The sequence below is a fragment of the Coprobacter fastidiosus genome (assembly GCF_982245605.1).
Window position 1 is genome coordinate 1 of sequence record NZ_CEVCIF010000041.1, and the last position, 17,932, is coordinate 17,932.

The following is a 17,932-nucleotide window of genomic DNA, read 5'->3' on the forward strand; positions in this document are numbered from 1 at the left end:
ATCACATAAGCCCTTACGCCTATTGCGCTAATAATTTCATTAATGCGCTTGATCCCGACGGGAGAAGTACCTGGGTAATTGCCAATAAAAACGGAACATATACGATACTTGGAGGAAGTCTGAAAGACAACGATCTAAATATTTATGCTTTGTCTGCAGGTAAAAACGGGGAAATTATCAAAAAAAGTATCGGGATGACTACCTCTATCACTTCTTTTTATGACAGTTACGCAAACAATGGTAGTGGCGCTTGGGCCGTAGGTAGTATTATCGATCCTAAAGATAACAGCGGAAAAGTGTTTTTGAACAATTTAGTCAAAGATGATCCTGAAATCGGTTATTATATGGACAACGCAAAAAAAGGTCAGAAATATGACTTTAAAGCTACAAATGGAACTTTAAATACACTTTATCAAAAAAATGAAGACTTTTATAGAGGTATGCCTATCGGCAGTACGAAAAACGGACAAACAATATATACCTCTGCAAAAGATATCGGTAATATTGCAGCGGGTTATGTGGCCGGAATACATGCTATCCCTTGGTCTTTGGTGCGAAAAGAATTCGATAATCTGCAATCTATTCAAGATAATAGACCTTCTATCGAATTGCCATCTTCTCAAAATGCGCAATATTTCGGATACCAACTCGGAATAAGAGATCTTTTAATAGCTCCTTTTTCTATTCTCGACAGATATACCAGAAGTATTCCTACTTTATATAAACGTTTAACTAAACAGTTATGAAAAAGATTATTTATATCCTATCGCTTATCGCTATCGGTTTGATATATTCCTGCTCTGAAAAAAAACAGAAATATAACAACGAACCCAGCAACTTCTTTTTTAAAGTTCCAGGAACAGATATCGGGATAACCACCTCTAAAGTACCAGGTGCTCAATTTTATGTCGTATTTGCAAAAGATAGCGTTCTACCTTCAGATACCGTTGACTATATAAAGTATGAAACCAATCAATCGACCGAATTAGAATTCGTATTTGACCCCCGTAACAAAAAAGCCATTTACATATTAGCTTCTGACGATATTACAGAAATTAATATTCTTAATGACAGCCTGGAAATACTACGAGAGGCTGAATTCGACTCTCTTTTTTTTGAACCAGCAAAAACCCGATATCGATCTTTTATTTTAAAATATCCATACATTTTTGTAAATATATATCCGAGTCATTATACAATATCAATGACTAAATACGAACCTGTTAATAATTATATAAAAGAAGGTGACATTTATGGTGGTTGGTAAATTTATACATACAAGAAATTTTTGACCGAATTTTATATTAAAAAGCGACATCCACAAATCATTATTTCATCAAGAAAAAATACTCTAATAAAGCATTAGTCATCAACTAATTAAATCCTCATAAATAACTCTTATAAAAATTTTCACCAAATCTATTTTCTTGCTTCGAATAAGCTTCGTAACTTTATCCCCATACAAAGTAACAGTCATTATATTTATCATGCATCCATTTATACATTTACACGTCCATTCTCAATATTCTATTCTTGACGGACAAGCGAGTATACAGGCTTTGGTCGATAAAGCTATGCGTGACGGCATGCGGGGTATTGCCATTACCGATCACGGCAACATGTTCGGTATCAAAGAATTTTATAATTATGTAAATAAAAAAAATGGAGGTGTCAAAAGCGAGATAAAAGACCTGAAAAAAAGAATATCGGACATCGAAAACGGAAAAATAGAATGTGAAGACCGGGATGCCGAACTCTCACGCTGTAAGGCTGAGTTGGAAGAGAAAGAAAAAAAACTCTTCAAACCGATTATCGGTTGCGAAATGTATGTGGCAAGAAACCGCTTACAAGACAAAAACGGTAAACCCGATCAAAGCGGATACCACTTGATCGTTCTTGCAAAAAATCTGAAAGGGTACAAAAACCTGATTAAATTGGTATCAAAAGCTTGGACCGAGGGTTTCTATATGCGTCCAAGAACCGACCGTGTCGAATTGGAAAAATATCATGAAGGGCTGATCGTCGCATCTGCCTGTTTGGGTGGTGAAGTCCCGAAAAAAATAAACAAAGGTTTGCTCGACGAGGCAGAAGAAGCGGTACGATGGTACAAAAACCTGTTCGGTGAGGATTACTATCTGGAATTACAACGGCACAAAGCTACCGTACCGAATGCCAATCACGAAGCATATCCTTTGCAGGTACAAGCTAATACCAAAATTCTGGAATATGCAAAAAAATATAATATCAAGGTAATCTGTACCAATGACGTGCATTTTGTTGATGAAGAGCATGCAGAGGCTCACGACCGGCTGATCTGCCTGAGTACGGGAAAAGACCTTGATGACCCCAACCGCATGTATTATTCGAAACAGGAATGGATGAAAACAACCGAAGAGATGAACGCTCTCTTCGCCGATGTTCCTGAAGCCCTTATCAATACCAATGAAATACTGGATAAGGTGGAGTTCTATTCGATCGATCATGCTCCTATCATGCCGACATTCGCTATTCCTGAAGAATTCGGGACAGAAGAAGGATATAGGCAAAAGTTTACGGAAAAAGATTTGTTCGATGAATTTACTCAGGATGAAAACGGGAATGTCGTTATGGACCAGGTCGCTGCGGAAGCTAAAATAAATACTTTAGGAGGATATGACAAACTATACCGTATCAAACTGGAAGCAGACTATTTAAAGAAATTAGCTTTCGACGGGGCAAAAACTCGTTATGGAGATCCATTAAGCCCGGATGTAAAGGAACGGCTGATCTTCGAGCTCCATATTATGAAAACAATGGGTTTCCCGGGATACTTCTTGATCGTACAGGATTTTATCGCCGCAGCACGCAACATGGGGGTGTCGGTAGGTCCGGGACGAGGATCGGCTGCCGGATCGGCAGTTGCCTACTGTCTCGGGATTACCCAAATAGACCCGATACAATATGACTTGCTGTTCGAGCGTTTTTTGAATCCCGACCGTATTTCTTTACCGGATATAGACATCGACTTCGACGACGACGGACGAGGAGAAGTACTTCGTTGGGTAACCGAAAAATACGGACACGAAAAGGTAGCTCATATTATTACCTACGGTACTATGGCAACCAAAATGGCTATCAAAGATGTTGCCAGAGTAGAGAAATTGCCTCTTTCCGAATCAGACCGTCTCACAAAATTGATTCCCGACAGATTGCCTGAAATAGACGGTAAATCTCCTAAAATCAATCTAAAAAATTGTATTGCCGCAGTTCCCGAATTGCAACAAGCCTGCGAATCGGAAAATATGTTGATACGCGACACGATGAAATACGCTCGTATGCTTGAGGGAAACGTTCGGGGTACGGGTGTCCATGCTTGCGGGACGATTATTTGTCGAGATGATATTACCGATTGGGTTCCGGTAAGTACTGCCGATGATAAAGAGACCGGTGAAAAAATGCTGGTCACTCAATATGAAGGTTCGGTAATCGAAGATACGGGATTGATAAAAATGGACTTCCTGGGATTAAAAACACTATCGATTATCAAAGAAGCCGTAGCGAATATAAAATCTCACCGAGGCATCGATATCGATATCGACAAAATATCGATAAACGACGATGCGACCTATAAATTGTACAGCGAAGGGAAAACCGTGGGAACATTCCAGTTTGAATCGGCCGGAATGCAAAAATATTTGCGCGAACTGCAACCGACGACCTTTGAAGACCTCATCGCCATGAATGCTCTCTATCGACCAGGACCTATGGATTATATTCCGCAGTTTATCGACCGGAAACACGGAAGAGAGCCGATCGTATACGATATTCCGATTATGGAAAAGTACCTGAAAGATACTTACGGAATTACAGTGTATCAAGAACAGGTGATGCTTCTCTCACGGTTATTGGCTAACTTTACGCGTGGACAGTCCGATGCTTTGCGTAAAGCGATGGGAAAAAAATTAAAGGATAAACTGGATGCTTTAAAACCGCTGTTTATAAATAACGGACAAAAAAACGGGCACGATCCCAAAACTTTGGAAAAAATCTGGGCTGACTGGGAAAAATTCGCGTCGTACGCATTCAACAAGTCTCATGCGACATGCTACTCTTGGGTGGCTTACCAGACAGCTTACCTGAAAGCCAACTACCCTTCGGAATATATGGCAGCCGTGATGAGCCGCAATATCTCGAATATTACGGAAATCACCAAACTCATGGATGAATGTAAAGCTATGGGTATTAAAGTGCTCGGTCCGGATGTAAACGAAAGTAATTTGAAATTCAACGTTAACAAAGACGGCAATATCCGCTTCGGATTGGGAGCTGTAAAAGGTGTAGGAGAAAGTGCTGTCCGCAGCATTATGGAAGAAAGAGAGAAAAATGGTCCGTTCACCAGTATTTTTGATTTTGTGCAACGGGTCAATTTGAATGCTTGTAACAAGAAGAATATAGAAAGTCTTGCCTTATCCGGAGGATTCGACAGTTTTCCGGAAATAAAAAGAGAACAATATTTCGCTCAAAACAGTAAAGGTGAAGTTTTCCTCGAAACCCTTGTTCGCTACGGTAACAAATATCAAGTAGATAAAGCGGCTCAAATTAACTCTCTGTTCGGAGGAAGCGATGCTATAGAAGTAGCCAAGCCCGAAATTCCCGCTGCCGAAAGCTGGTCCGATTTGGAACGACTGGAAAAGGAACGGGATTTAGTAGGAATTTACCTGTCTGCACATCCTCTGGACGACTATGCTTTGACTCTCGAATATGGATGCAATACCCGAATGAGCGAACTGGAAGACCGTCAAGCCTTAATCAATAAAGATATTGTCATGGGCGGTATCGTAACAGGTTTCAGAGAAGGAATGACAAAAACCGGTAAACCATTCGGAATTCTAAAAATCGAGGATTATTCAGGATCTGCCGAGATACCTCTTTTCGGAAAAGATTTCGTCGATTTCCGGAAATTCGGATATAACGGCATGTATCTGCTTATCAAAGCAAAATGTCAACCCCGAAAATTCAATGAAAGCGTTCTGGACATACGGATCGTCTCGATAGAGTTATTGCAAGACGTAAAAAATAAATTATTGGAAAGTCTTACTGTAGTAATTCCGATCGACCAGATCAACAACGGTATAATAGAGCCGCTGACAGACTTGCTCAAACCCGATAAAGAATCGAATACCGAACTTTTCTTCGAAATCTATGATCCTGAAGAAAAATATCAAGTAAAGCTTTTCGCCCGATCACACAAGGTTAACGTAACAAAAGACCTAATCCGATTTATCGAAGATAACAACGGATTATCATTCAAGATAAACGGAATTTCCCGAAAAGAGATGCAACGCAATACCGAAGAGGCAGAAGACGAACTGGTACTATACGGGACAGAGGCATCGGCTTAAAAACATATTTATAATTCATCGAACAAATAGGATTGGTTTATTGTTTTTTTATAACTTTGTTAGACTTTTGAAAACCATTATAAATTAAAATTTTAATACTTCAAAATCATGGCATTACAAATTACAGATGCAAACTACAAAGAGCTTCTCGCTTCGGACAAGCTCGTAGTAATTGATTTTTGGGCGGAATGGTGCGGTCCATGTCGCAGTATCGCCCCAGCCGTTGAAGAACTGGCCGCCGAATTCGAAGACAAGGCGATTATAGGAAAATATAATGTCGATAACGACAATGAGTTGAGTGAAGAATACAGCATCCGCAGCATTCCTACTCTTTTATTTTTCAAAGAAGGCAAACTTGTCGATAAACAAGTAGGTGCATCTTCTAAAGCCGATCTGAAAGCAAAAATCGAAGCTAACTTATAAAATATAGAATATCAGAGAAAGATTGTATGGAGAATTTCATACAGTCTTTCTTTCTACCGACTCTCCTCCCAATTTGTTTTTAGAATTTTACCCATTAAAACTGAAAACATCATGAGAACTTTCATGTTAATCGTTTCGATGACGACCTTCATATTTACCGGATGTCATCAACAAAAGAAAAGCGAGAGTCTGGTTATCGAAATGACCAATCCCACAGACCGTTACCGGAATAATGCAGGTATTGTTATCGAACGTAGCCAATTAAATAATCCGGACTCTACATTACTACCTGTCCTTTACGATAACAACGGAAAACTAATCGTTTCTCAACTTGATGACATAGATCAAGACGGGCAATGGGACGAACTCGCATTTATCTGCAATTTTGCTCCGAATGAAAACCGTACTGCAACACTTACATGGGTAACTTCGGAGAAATATCCGACTTTTAAAGATTCTATACAAACGTCTGCAGGTAAAGAGTCATTTAAACAATTTACCGCTTCAGGAGACTCTATTCTGCAAGAAGCTGACTCTATCGGATTAGGTGAAATAGCTGTCTATTCGAACAAGGCAGCCTACCCTATAGGTAAACCGAACTATTTATTGATAAGCGAAGGTCCGGTAAGAAGAATTTACGGAATAGACCGAAAAGAAAGTAAAGTATCTGCCGGCCGTATAGCAGAGATGGTAACAATCTGGGCAGGACATAACGGTTATGAAAAGGAAATAGCATTAATAAATATGCCTCCGAACACACTCCTACTCACAGGCATAAAAGATAATGTTCTGAATCGAGATACCACTTTCCGAGCTTACGAATACGGTTATGTCGCTCTAATGGCGCATACTTTAGAAAAAAAATCATACTATACGGGAATGGCGATCATTATTCCTGATGAATATTATACCCGACGTGGCTATACTGCTTATAAAGGTCTTAATCTGTGGTATGCAGAATTGAAACCGAATGCAGAAAACAAAGTGACTTTTTATGTATACGGTGCCAAAGAAAAAGATAACGAAGGATTTCGCAGCGCCGACTATTTTGAAGAATTTATCGATTACGAAACTCTCTACATCGATAACCCGATAGAAATAAATCTTGTAAATTGATATATGGACGAAGGCCGCCTCAAACAAAAAGTACAAACCGTAATCGTATCTTGTTCTGTCATTCTGATGACTGGAAAATTCATTGCATTTTTTATGACTAATTCGGTCGGAATTCTGACCGATGCGATGGAAAGTATTGTAAACGTGGCTGCCGGATTCATCGGTTTATACAGCCTTCATCTTGCGGCAAAACCTAAAGATGAAGGTCACCCTTTCGGTCATGGGAAAATAGAACTTATTTCAGCTTCTATAGAAGGTCTCCTCATTATTCTCGCCGGGGTATTAATCGTTTTTGAAGGCATCAAGCGACTGTTCATTCCCTCTGTAATCGAAAAATTGGATATCGGTATTTACATAATCGCCGGTGCCGGAATTATCAACTATTTATTGGGATATTATAGTATCCGCACCGGAAAAAAATATGATTCTATCGCTTTGGTTGCCGGAGGAAAACATCTGCAATCCGACACTTATTCGAGTATAGGCTTAGTCATCGGATTAATTCTGATGTATATTACCCGAATAAGATGGATAGACAGTGCCTTGGCATTAATTTTCGGAACTATTATTATTTTCACGGGAATCTCCATACTTAAAAAAACGGTTGCCAACCTCATGGACAAAGCTGATAAAGAAATTCTCAGCATAATCGCCGACATAATATCAAAAAACAGACAACCCGACTGGATAGACATCCACAACCTAAAAATGGTAAAATACGGCAGTTATTATTACATAGACTGCGATCTCACTCTTCCTTGGTATTATAATATAGAAGAAGGTCATTCGGCTTGTATAAATCTGGAAAAAACTATATGTAAAGGGTTTACCGATAAAATTTCATTCTCGGTACATTCAGATTCCTGTGCTAAATCTTATTGCAGACACTGTCAAGTGACGAACTGCACATATCGTAAACAAACATTCGTTTCACCTCTACAACTTACGCTCAAGGAAATTACAGAGAGCGATGAAGAACGTAATGAATAAAATTCTCTACAAAAAGAAATCTTTAGAACTATTCAGAAAAAGAAATCCTTGCACGTGTGAACAACTCCCATATCTCCGATTGTTATAGTAAAACAGCGCAATCTATAATTACTGAATAATAATGAGAGCATACGATTGCAAAATCGGGGGTTCCTATGCTTCTCCAGTTATATTTCCTTCATAACCGGAACCGGAAGGATAAAATTTCTGAATATGAGAAAACTTATTCTTGCATCTGTCATGATGCTTATGGCAACAGCCTTTTCTTTCGGGCAAATGGATATTGGATTCGGCCCTAAAATCGGATTAAATCTAACGAACATGACAAACTCAAACATGAGGATAAAACCGGGCATAGTAGTCGGAGCATTCGCAAACATGCGAATAAATGATTACTTAGGGGTTCAACCTGAAATACTATTTTCCATGCAAGGGACTAAAAAAAATGATTATACACTGAAAATGAATTATTTCAACATCCCGATCATGGCAAAAGCCTACATGTGGAAAGGTTTAAATCTTGAACTCGGACCACAGTTCGGATTCCGGACAAAAGCTTCCAGTGAAGAAGGAGATATAAGTGTGAATGTAAAAGATGAAACAAAAGTTTTCGATTTTGCAATCGGTGTTGGATTGGCCTATGAAACGGAAATGGGACTTACTGCGGGATTCAGATATCTGATCAGTGCAACCAAAGCTATCGATCATGAAAAAAACAAGAACAGTGTATTTCAACTTACTTTAGGATGGATGTTCTAAAAAAAGAAAGAACATAGTTTTTAGAAAAAAGTATCAAAACTCAACAAGAGAAAATGGACTTTTAATTTGAAACTTGACATCTTTCACCGATTATAAAAAAGCCGTATCACTACTCGAAAAATAGAATTGATACGGCTTTTTACGTTTACCAGTTACAATCTAATAACTTTTCAAAGTGTTCATCTTAGAGCCTATCTAAATTTTCCAACAAAAAAATATTATCAGGTCATTTTTGTACTTTCTTCCGGTCTTTTTCCCCATTTTTTCTCGTCAGATAGCCCATAAAAATGATAAAATATCCTCGAAAGAATCTCTCAAAACTGACTCAAGTAAAATTTAAACAGACTCTTAATTTTGACACTTATTAATTTTTATAAAATGCGAAACGATAAAACCATCCGGTCTATTATACCAATATACAACATTTACTCTAACAAAATTAAAATAACTTAAGTAGAAAAATAGACCACAAAAACCCAAAAAAAGACAACTATATTCTTATTTTATTATATTATTTTTGTTGCATAATCAACTATGGGATATACAACCATATCGTTGCGGAGGCCATATCCCTGCCATAATTATAAATTATTTCCACTGGAGGCCTCCCGGTAAATAAAAACTTGATATATATGAAAAGATTTGTACTTGCATCTGTCATGTTATTTTTAGCTACCGCCTTTTCTTTTTCTCAAGAAATCGCATTCGGAGTAAAAGCGGGGTTATCTCTTTCGAACCTGACAAATAGTAGTTTGAACGTCCGTCCGGGACTCGTAATCGGAGGTTTCGCCAACATTCGTTTTAATGATTATGTTGCTTTGCAACCGGAACTACAATATGCCATGCAAGGAGGTAAATACGATGATCTGACAACTAAACTGGACTACATTCAAATTCCGGTTATGGTAAAAGGATATATGTGGAAAGGATTAAATATCGAAGCCGGTCCGCAATTCGGATTCCGCACGGTCGGTAAAGAAAAAATCAACGGTAAAAATTACAGCATAAAAGATGCCACGAATGTTTTTGATTTCGCAATCGGTGTAGGATTGGGATATGAAACCGAAATGGGACTTACAGCCGGTTTCCGGTATCTAATCAGTGCAACTGATGCCTTTGACGGCGCTGACGCTAAAAATAGCGTATTCCAGCTTACCTTAGGATGGAAATTCTAATATATTAAGATATCTATAAAAACAGGCCGGGAAAATCTGAAAATTTTCCCGGCCTGTTTTTATAATTAGAAAATTTAAATGAACTCTAAAAGCCTGTCTGATAATTAAAAATAGAAATCATATTTCTTTTTTTCGCTATATTTGTCAAATACAACATATACAATTAAAAGATTCATCCCAAATAAAAAGTTATGACACATAAACATTTTAAAATTATATTAGTAACATTATTATGTTTATGCGGAAAAGAAATTTCCGCAAAAAAAATCGAAGTACAATCACCCGATGGTAAACTGAAAGTAAATATTGAATTGAAAGACAAAATATATTACTCAATATATTCGGGAAAAGATCTGTTGTTGGACAATTGTTCATTATCAATGATACTGAACAATGAAGTGCTAGGAGAGCAACCGAAATTACAAGCCATGAAACGAGGCAAGATCGATGAAAGCATAAAGCGAGAGATTCCTCTGAAAAATGCAATTGTCGAGAACCACTGCAATACTTTATATCTGAAAATGAGGGGAAATTATGCCATTGAATTTCGTGTATTCAATAAAGGATTGGCCTACCGTTTTATTACAAACAAAAAGGGCGAGATTGAAATTATGGGAGAAAATTTCTCTATCCATTTCCCTGCAGATTATTTGGCTCATCTATCTCAGCCGGATGGTTTTAAAACATCATACGAATATCCATATACACATGTTCGAACTAAAGATTACAAGCATACAGACCGAATGAGTTATCTACCCGTACTTCTGGAGACAGATAAACAATACAAAATATTGATATCCGAGGCAGACTTGCAGGATTATCCTTGCATGTTTTTGCAAAGTACGGGAAATAACGGCATGCAATCTCTTTTCCCAAAGTGTCCGCTGGAGTTTGGTGAAGATGGTGACCGTAGTCTGAAAATACTAAAAGAGGCAAATTACATCGCCAAAACATCCGGTAAAAGAAATTTTCCATGGCGTTTCTTTGTAATCTCCGACAACGATAAAGATATTGTAGCCAATGAAATGGTCTATATCCTTTCTTCTCCTTGCGAACTGGAAGATTATAGCTGGATTAAGCCCGGGCAAGTAAGTTGGGAATGGTGGCATGACGCCCGTTTATACGGCGTCGATTTCCGTTCCGGTTACAATATGGATTCTTATAAATATTATATCGATTTCGCTTCGACATTCGGCATCCCCTACATCATTATGGACGAAGGCTGGGCAAAGAGTACCCGTGACCCGTTTACTCCGAATCCAACAATCGATTTGCAGGAATTAATTAAATACGGTCGAGAACGTAATGTAAAGATTGTATTGTGGTTGACTTGGCTGACTGTAGAAAACCACTTCGATTTGTTCAAGACTTTTGCCGATTGGGGTATTGCCGGTGTAAAGATCGACTTTATGGATCGAAGCGACCAATGGATGGTAAACTATTATGAGCGTGTAGCAAAAGAAGCTGCAAAACATAAATTATTCGTAGACTTTCATGGTTCGTTCAAACCCGCAGGATTAGAACGCAGATATCCGAATGTGCTTTCGTATGAAGGTGTGCTGGGTATGGAACAAGGAGGTAACTGTAAACCGGAAAACTCTATCTACCTTCCATTCATGCGTAATGCGGTAGGGCCCATGGATTTTACTCCCGGTTCTATGTTCTCCGCACAACCGGAAGATAACCGATCTACTCGTGCTAATGCAATGGGATCGGGAACACGAGCCTACCAAATGGCCTTGTTTATCGTATTTGAAAGCGGATTGCAAATGCTGGCCGATAATCCGGTATATTATTATCGTGAACGCCCTTGTACTGAATTTATAGCCAATGTACCCGTAGTTTGGGATGAAACAAGAGTATTGGATGCTAAAGTCGGAGAATATGTTGTTATTGCCCGTCGCAATAAAGATAAATGGTTCATCGGTGCTATCACCAACGACACAGGACGTACTATTGAAGTAAATCTGGACTTCCTCCCGGAAAATAAAAAACTGCACCTGACCTATTTTGAAGATGGCATCAACGCAGACCGTCAGGCAATGGACTATAAAAAGAAGGCAACAGAAGTGACAAATTCTACAAAGCTAACCATGAAATTGGTACGTAACGGCGGATGGACCGGCAGAATCGAATAGAAACTCTCAAAAAAACGATAGGACACCCCTTAATTAACGGATGTCCTATTATTTTTCTATATTAGCACGAATTTATATCAAACCATATCTCAATGCCTATCTGAATTTTTCAATAAAAATATTATCAAAAGAAAATTCTCTCCGATCCGTGCAAGATTCAAACAGGCTTCTAAAGGCTCTCTAAAATTCTTTTCAAAACTACTTGTGCCGATATTTCCCGATTGGCAGCCTCAGGAATAACAATCGATTGAGAACTCTCAATCACTTCATCGGTGACAATCATATTTCGTCTTACCGGCAAACAGTGCATAAAATATGCATTATTCGTTAAAGCCATTTTCTCTGCATCTACAGTCCAAGCCCGGTCGGTATTAATTACTTTTCCATAATTCGGATCGGTATAAGCCGACCAATTTTTGGCATAAATAAAATCCGCACCTTCGAATGCTTTACGCTGATCATATTCCACACGAGCCTTACCGACAAATTTAGGATCGAGTTCATATCCTTCAGGATGCGTAATTACAAAATCATAATCCGTCTCATTCATCCATTCGGCAAAAGAATTAGCAACTGCCTGAGGCAAAGACTTAGGATGCGGAGCCCATGTCAATACGACTTTGGGACGAGCCGTTTTTTTATACTCCTCTATTGTAATCAAATCGGCAAAACTTTGTAAAGGATGGCGAGTCGCCGCTTCCATACTGAACACCGGACGACCGGAATATTGTATGAACTGATTGATGATCTTTTCTTCATAATCATCTGCCTTGTTCTCGAAACGGGCAAAAGAACGTACACCGATCACATCACAATAACAACCGATCACAGGAATAGCTTCGAGCAAATGCTCGGTCTTATCACCGTCCATAACCACTCCCCGCTCGGTCTCGAGCTTCCATGCCCCCTGATTGATATCGAGCACCATCACATTCATACCCAAATTCATTGCAGCTTTTTGAGTACTCAAACGTGTGCGTAAACTGGAATTGAAAAATATCATTATCAGGGTCTTATTCTTACCCAACTCTTTATATCCGAAACGATTGGCTTTCACTTCGAAAGCTTCTTTCAGGGCAATATTCAAATCGCCCAAATCCTTTACATTGGTAAAATGTCTCATAAGTACGTTTTTAATAAATTCAGTCCGAGAACAAACCCCTACTACGCTTCAGTAATCATCGAGTTTGTCCGTCTCCCTGTATAATATATTTATAAGTCGTAATTTCCGGTAACGCCATAGGTCCTCTGGCGTGCAATTTTTGTGTACTGATTCCGATTTCCGCTCCGAAACCGAATTGACCGCCATCGGTAAAAGCTGTAGAAACATTCGTATATACACATGCTGCATCCACTTCTTTACAAAAACGCTGCATAGCTGCGTCATTCTCACTGACAATAGATTCGCTGTGTCTCGATGAATAGCGACAAATATGCTCCAAAGCTTCGTCAATGCCAGCGACCGTTTTTATTGCCATTTTATAGTCCAGAAACTCTGTTCCGAAAGATTCTTCATCAGCCGGTTGCAAAAGCTCTGCCGGGTATTTTCCCTGTAAAGCCGAATATGCTGCCGGATCAGCATATATAATCACCCGGCTTTTTTCTAATGGTGCGCATAATTCCGGTAAATCGGCGAGACGAGATGAATCTATCACAAGACAATCAAGAGCATTACATACACTCACCCTTCGGGTCTTGGCATTATTAATAATCGCAGCCCCTTTCTTCACATCTCCTGATGATTCGAAATAAGTATGACAAATGCCTGCTCCTGTTTCAATAACCGGAACGCGAGCATTATCCCGAACATAGTCGATCAGGCCTTTACTTCCCCGAGGAATAATTAAATCGACATAATCAACCGCTGTTAACAACTGCATTGTAGCCTCCCGGTCATTAGGGAGCAAATATACTGTATTTGAATCGATTCCAAACTTTATCAACACCTTGTTAATAACGTTTATAATTGCAGTATTAGAACACGCAGCATCCGATCCGCCTTTTAAAATACATGCATTCCCAGATTTCAGGCAAAGAGAGAAAACATCGAAACTGACATTCGGACGTGCTTCATATATAATACCGATCACACCGAACGGGACAGAAACTTTAGTAATCGTCATCCCATTAGGACGAGTCGTCTCACTCAGCACTTTTCCCAAAGGTGAAGGTAATTCCGCTACACGACGCATATCTGCGGCAATATCCGCAAGACGTTGTTCCGTCAACATCAGACGGTCATATTTCGGGTTATTTTTATCCATTTTCATTAGGTCCCGTGCATTTTCTGCTAAAATATATCCCGACTGAGCCTCTGCTTCATCGGCTACCGCACGCAAAACAGAGTTAATCGTAGCTTCATCCAACAGGTTCAACTTACGAGAAGCAGCCCTTACCGCCTCAAATACAGATTTCAGAGAAGTCATATATCACTTATTTATTGTAGACAAAAATAGTAAAAAAGCGATATTCTATGACAAAGAATATCGCTTTTATTCTCTATTTATCAGAAAAAGCTCAATATAATTATAACTATCGCATTATTGCACCGGTAAGATTTCAATCCAATAATCATCCGGATCGTGGATAAAATAGAGTCCCATATCCGTATTTTCATAACATATACATCCCATCTCCTTATGAAAACGACGGGCTTCATCGTAATCCCCCTCTACCCGAATACACAAATGACTCTCATTATCCCCCAGTTCATAAGCTTCTGTACGATCTCTTAGCCAAGTAAGTTCAAGTAAAAACGAAGAAAATCCATCTCCCAAATAAACTAAGATGAAAGAGCCGTCTTCGGCCTCTTTACGACGAATTTCTCTTAAACCCAGAGCTTTATTATAAAAAGCGATGCTTCTCTCGAGATCGATCACATTTATATTAAAATGATCAAAATGTCCCTTTATTACCATAATCTTCTTGTATTTATTTTATTATAAAATCATTTAATTGTAATCAAATTAGTTCGATAAAATTAAGAATCTATTTAAATTTTCCAATAAAAAAACTCAATAATCAGGCAATTCTACTGTTTCACCGGGGAAAGACCATCCGATAAATAAAGAACCGTTTTTCTCAGCAAACGAGCGAAATGCTGCAGCTTTTTCATACTGGTCATGAAAGTGCATCGGAGCAAAACAACCGACAGCAAAACGACAAACAAATTGTTCTGCCCCGAGCATATATTCCCGCCCTAAACGGGGATCTATCGGAAACATCACTAAATCGAAACGATTCGTAACTCTCGCTAATATCTCCAATTCATGCAGATAAGCAGCTTCATATTCCGCTGATTCCTCCATCGTCGATTCTTCTTTCCAATGCCAATTATTTAAATCTCCTGCATGAAAAATAAGTTTTCCCGCTACCTCTATTAAAAAAGAACATCCTACATCGGTAGAGCCGAAAGCCTGAATACAAAGCGTATTATCATGATACAATTCAGATGGAGAAAGATAGACAGCACCATCAAACCGAACATGTCGATCTTCCAATATATCCCGAGAAAATATATATTGAATATCCGGACGATGCTGTTTCCACTCTAAAATCTCCGGATTAAAATGATCTGAATGAGAGTGTGTAGATAAGACATATAATTTCCCTGCTCGATGCAATAAAGAATCATGAACTATACCGTCATTTTCACCGTCAGAATCTCTATAATAGTCGATTATTATCGTAAAATTCTCCCCTTCTATTGCAAAACCGCTATGATAAATATAGGTCAATCTCATACTTAAAAAGTTTATATTCAAAGATAACACTTTAGAAGAAAGAATAAATGCGTGATTTCACATAAAAAAAATTAATAAACAAATAATACGGAATGCCATTCAAGATACAAATTCATTATAATACAACTCTTTAAATCAGAATTAATATAAGCCTATTTTACCTCGTTTTAGTCATGATTTAACACAAAAATTAAGTGCACATATCGAATATTAAGCAATAAATAATCCTCAATAACGCATATTGATTAGCGTACAAAAATACTTTTGCAAGTGTTTCTTAATCATTTCTTAACCAATAATAATTATGACATGAAAAGTACAATTTGTAAAATTGCGATCAGCGTAATTTTGAGTTGCTTCATTTTATTTCCTCTTTCTGCGAAGCAACTTTTCGTATCTCCGGAAGGAGATGATTCTGCAGACGGATCATCATCCGGAAACGCATTTAAAACTCTGTCCAAAGCTGTAGATGCAGCGGAGGAAGGCGATGAAATCGTCCTTTTGGGAATTATAGACATAAGTCAAGAGCCTGCTGATAAAATTTATAACAGCGACGCTTATAATAAGAACAATCAAGGTGTCAAAATTCTGGATAAAGGATTAACAATCAGCGGTGACCCGAACCAAACCCGAACTAAAACCGGCTTTACGGGAAACAAAACGACAACATGCCTGCGACTGGACGGGCTGAATAAAAAAGTAACCATCCGAAATTTGACTATTAAAGAAGGAAATCCTACATCCGATAAAGGAGCCGGCTGTTTCATTCGGAATGCTAATGTGGAATTTGACAATGTTTCTTTCCAGAATAATCAAAACTACGGTAAAGTTTATGATGATTCCCACAAATTCGGAGGAGCTATTTTTATGACAGCTACCGATTTGGAAAAATACGAAGTTACCGTTCGCAATTGTCTGTTTATGGGTAACAGCAACAAAGACGGGGGATGCATCGCTTCTCAAGGAGGTAAATTAAGGGTGTATAACACCTCGTTTGTAAGCAACGATTGCAGTGATGTAAGCGGATCGGAAGGAGCATTCTTCGGGACTGAACCGCAAGAAGCCGTAGATGTATATTTTAGAGATGTTAAAGTCGTTTCTAATTATGTTTCGAATCGTGGCGGTGCTATATATATGAAGCATCGTACCGACAAAAAGAACCTAAAAATGGTATTCGAAAATACTACTTTCAATCTTAACAAAGCCAATGGAGATAACGGAGGCGTACTGTTTTTTGAAAACGACAGAGCCAATACGACCGATGAGATACTCTTTGTAAATTGTACCATGTACGGAAACTATTGTAAACAAAAAGGAGGCGTGTTTTACTTAGGTAAAGGTATGGAAAACTCTACATTCGATGTGGTAAACTGTACGATGACCTATAATACCACCACCGGAAATGAAGGTAACGGCGGTGCTGTTTATATCATGAACGACTGCAAAAAACTGACGAAACGTTTCTACAATTGTATCATAGAAAACAACAAATCGGGCGATGTTACCAATATGGTAAATTCGGACTTTATGGTTCAATACCCGAACATAGAACAATCCGAATTAGAGATACAAAACTCATTTATAGGGCATGACAGTTACGACAACATGCAAAAAAGAACTGCTGAAGGAACAGACTTTACCAAAAACAACTATTTCGACTATTTTGCTAACAGCGGTTCTCTATCCGGTCTTTCCTCCTATTTCGATTACTATGCTGAAGAATGCTTTGCCATACCTTTGGATTCGAAAATATCGGATAAAGCAATGAACTACGGTAATGCCCAATACTTACAAGCCCTGAATATCAATACCGACCAAGTCGGAAAGATCCGGCCTTTTGCCAATGGTAAATGTTATGCAGGCTCTTGCGAAGCTACCGAAGAAGAACTCGACTATGACATATATGCTTTGGCTGTAGAAAAAACAGAAATAGAATCAGACCAAGAAGATGCAACGGTAAAAGCTTACTACACAAACAACGGTTTGGTCGTAGAATCTACACAAACAATCGAAAAAGCCGAGATTTATAACTTGTCCGGAAAATTGATCGCATCGGAGAAATTGGCAGGACAAAATACTCGGGAAGAAATTTATGTAAACAATCTGAACCCGGATATTTACATTATTCGTATAGTATCAGGCGGAAAAACATATTCCCAGAAAATCATGATCCGATAACGGTTTATATGAGAGATTTCAGCTAAAAT

13 protein-coding genes and 1 pseudogene are annotated in these 17,932 nt (G+C 38.5%); 10 read left to right on the top strand and 4 right to left on the bottom strand.

Features of this window, described 5'->3' with window-relative positions; translation table 11 throughout:
* The 9 genes and pseudogenes from AC0UMU_RS10510 to AC0UMU_RS10550 all read left to right on the top strand — a co-directional run.
* Positions 1–746: pseudogene (locus AC0UMU_RS10510) on the top strand (hypothetical protein); the annotation flags it as partial.
* The gene (locus AC0UMU_RS10515; protein ID WP_278715141.1) at positions 743–1,267 is read left to right on the top strand and encodes a hypothetical protein; all 525 of its coding nucleotides are present in this window, start codon (positions 743–745) and stop codon (positions 1,265–1,267) included. The pseudogene AC0UMU_RS10510 and the gene AC0UMU_RS10515, both read left to right, overlap by 4 nt.
* 220 nt (positions 1,268–1,487) lie before the next feature.
* Positions 1,488–5,381, top strand: a complete 3,894-nt coding sequence (dnaE, locus tag AC0UMU_RS10520) for a DNA polymerase III subunit alpha (RefSeq protein WP_022600574.1) — start codon at positions 1,488–1,490, stop codon at positions 5,379–5,381.
* 108 nt (positions 5,382–5,489) lie between these two features.
* Positions 5,490–5,804 (top strand): thioredoxin, encoded by a 315-nt coding sequence (gene trxA / locus AC0UMU_RS10525; RefSeq protein ID WP_009317857.1) that lies wholly within the window; start codon positions 5,490–5,492, stop codon positions 5,802–5,804.
* Between the two features lie 111 nt (positions 5,805–5,915).
* A complete protein-coding gene (locus tag AC0UMU_RS10530) occupies positions 5,916–6,920 on the top strand; it encodes a DUF4861 family protein (RefSeq protein ID WP_288641557.1) in 1,005 nt (334 codons plus the stop codon).
* A gap of 3 nt (positions 6,921–6,923) precedes the next feature.
* Positions 6,924–7,910, top strand: coding sequence for a cation diffusion facilitator family transporter (locus tag AC0UMU_RS10535; RefSeq protein WP_022389850.1), 987 nt, complete (start codon positions 6,924–6,926; stop codon positions 7,908–7,910).
* 213 nt (positions 7,911–8,123) lie between these two features.
* The gene (locus AC0UMU_RS10540) at positions 8,124–8,669 is read left to right on the top strand and encodes a porin family protein (protein ID WP_009317860.1); all 546 of its coding nucleotides are present in this window, start codon (positions 8,124–8,126) and stop codon (positions 8,667–8,669) included.
* A 632-nt stretch (positions 8,670–9,301) separates the two neighbouring features.
* On the top strand, positions 9,302–9,844 hold the full coding sequence (locus AC0UMU_RS10545) for a porin family protein (protein ID WP_031258320.1): 543 nt from the start codon (positions 9,302–9,304) through the stop codon (positions 9,842–9,844).
* Positions 9,845–10,035: 191 nt separating this feature from the next.
* On the top strand, positions 10,036–11,982 hold the full coding sequence (locus AC0UMU_RS10550; protein WP_278715147.1) for a glycoside hydrolase family 97 protein: 1,947 nt from the start codon (positions 10,036–10,038) through the stop codon (positions 11,980–11,982).
* 169 nt (positions 11,983–12,151) lie between these two features.
* Here AC0UMU_RS10550 and AC0UMU_RS10555 read toward each other — a convergent pair whose 3' ends face one another.
* The 4 genes from AC0UMU_RS10555 to AC0UMU_RS10570 form a co-directional block, all read right to left on the bottom strand.
* Positions 12,152–13,105 carry an N-acetylornithine carbamoyltransferase gene (locus tag AC0UMU_RS10555; protein ID WP_009317864.1) on the bottom strand — a complete coding sequence of 318 codons (954 nt, stop codon included), beginning with the start codon at positions 13,103–13,105 and terminating at the stop codon, positions 12,152–12,154.
* 55 nt (positions 13,106–13,160) lie between these two features.
* Positions 13,161–14,408 carry a glutamate-5-semialdehyde dehydrogenase gene (locus AC0UMU_RS10560; RefSeq protein WP_270214445.1) on the bottom strand — a complete coding sequence of 416 codons (1,248 nt, stop codon included), beginning with the start codon at positions 14,406–14,408 and terminating at the stop codon, positions 13,161–13,163.
* Between the two features lie 114 nt (positions 14,409–14,522).
* Complete coding sequence (locus tag AC0UMU_RS10565; RefSeq protein WP_009317870.1) at positions 14,523–14,900, bottom strand: VOC family protein; 378 nt, start codon at positions 14,898–14,900, stop codon at positions 14,523–14,525.
* 96 nt (positions 14,901–14,996) lie between these two features.
* On the bottom strand, positions 14,997–15,725 hold the full coding sequence (locus AC0UMU_RS10570; RefSeq protein WP_288641570.1) for an MBL fold metallo-hydrolase: 729 nt from the start codon (positions 15,723–15,725) through the stop codon (positions 14,997–14,999).
* Between the two features lie 309 nt (positions 15,726–16,034).
* Here AC0UMU_RS10570 and AC0UMU_RS10575 point away from each other — a divergent pair, with 309 nt between their 5' ends.
* The gene (locus AC0UMU_RS10575; protein ID WP_288641573.1) at positions 16,035–17,903 is read left to right on the top strand and encodes a T9SS type A sorting domain-containing protein; all 1,869 of its coding nucleotides are present in this window, start codon (positions 16,035–16,037) and stop codon (positions 17,901–17,903) included.
* Positions 17,904–17,932: the final 29 nt, after the last annotated feature.